This window comes from Ruegeria haliotis (assembly GCF_013377785.1).
In the GTDB taxonomy this organism is placed as follows: domain Bacteria; phylum Pseudomonadota; class Alphaproteobacteria; order Rhodobacterales; family Rhodobacteraceae; genus Ruegeria; species Ruegeria haliotis.
On record NZ_JABXWT010000063.1, the window covers coordinates 1 to 838 of the forward strand.

An 838-nucleotide genomic window follows, 5' to 3' on the forward strand; every position below is an offset into this window, starting at 1 on the left:
CATTCGAGGTCCAGCGGCGCACCGATGGTGTCGGTTTTGCCCAGGTTGGCTATTTCGCCACGCTCTTCGGCATCGCTTTCGGGGCTCTGGTCTTCGGCGAAACAATCCGCATCACATTGCTGATGTCACTTGTCGCGCTGTTCCTCGGTCTGGCCATCACCAACGGGCACATCCGCATCTCTCGCCCCTGGAACACCCAGCGTCCAAATCGCAAACCAAACCGTCTCTGAATATCGGCTCACACCAAATATCTATTAAGGACACCCAATATGCATATCACAGCACAACACAACTCGCCCCATGCACCACTGATCGCCAAACTCTATGCGGCAGTGGACGCAATGAATGCCCGAAACGTTGTCGAATTTGTCACTGAAGATGTGGCGTTTCGTCTCGGAAATTTCGATCCAATCAACGGGCGAGATTCTGTTGAGTTGGCCAATGACGCCTTTTTCCAAACCATCGCTGCCATGCGCCATACAATCACTGGACTCTGGTCGGGTGGTGACACGGTGTTCTGTGATGGCACTGTCCACTATACCCGCAAGGATGGCAGTGAGCATGAAGTCCCGTTCGCGACGCGGCTCGGATTAGAACAGGGCAAGGTGTACGACTATAGGGTCTACGTAGACATCTCGAAACTATGAGCGTTTAAACAAAAGCAGATATGCAGATTCGATCCCAAAGTCAGCGGTTGTTGAAATTACATGGCGTGGCCAGCATGGAGATTTCAGGCTGGCTACGGATCTTGTTTGGCACCTACGGAACTCTGTCTCCTACTCGTGGGGTCGGGCCCATTCCTGCCGTTGGCCAACTGGTCAAGATGCTGCGGTGCAGC

Annotated in this window: 2 protein-coding genes; both read left to right on the top strand. The window is 53.5% G+C overall.

From position 1 onward, the window contains the following. Nucleotides 1–230: hypothetical protein (locus tag HW561_RS23285; RefSeq protein ID WP_211198753.1), on the top strand; the 230-nt coding region annotated here is incomplete at its 5' end. A 39-nt stretch (nt 231–269) separates the two neighbouring features. After that, nucleotides 270–647 carry a nuclear transport factor 2 family protein gene (locus HW561_RS23290; RefSeq protein ID WP_176867765.1) on the top strand — a complete coding sequence of 126 codons (378 nt, stop codon included), beginning with the start codon at nt 270–272 and terminating at the stop codon, nt 645–647. Nucleotides 648–838 lie beyond the last annotated feature (191 nt).

Excerpts from the sequence above, each read along its gene's own strand:
- HW561_RS23290 (WP_176867765.1), top strand. The coding sequence starts at position 270 with ATGCATATCACAGCACAACACAACTCGCCCCATGCACCACTGATCGCC.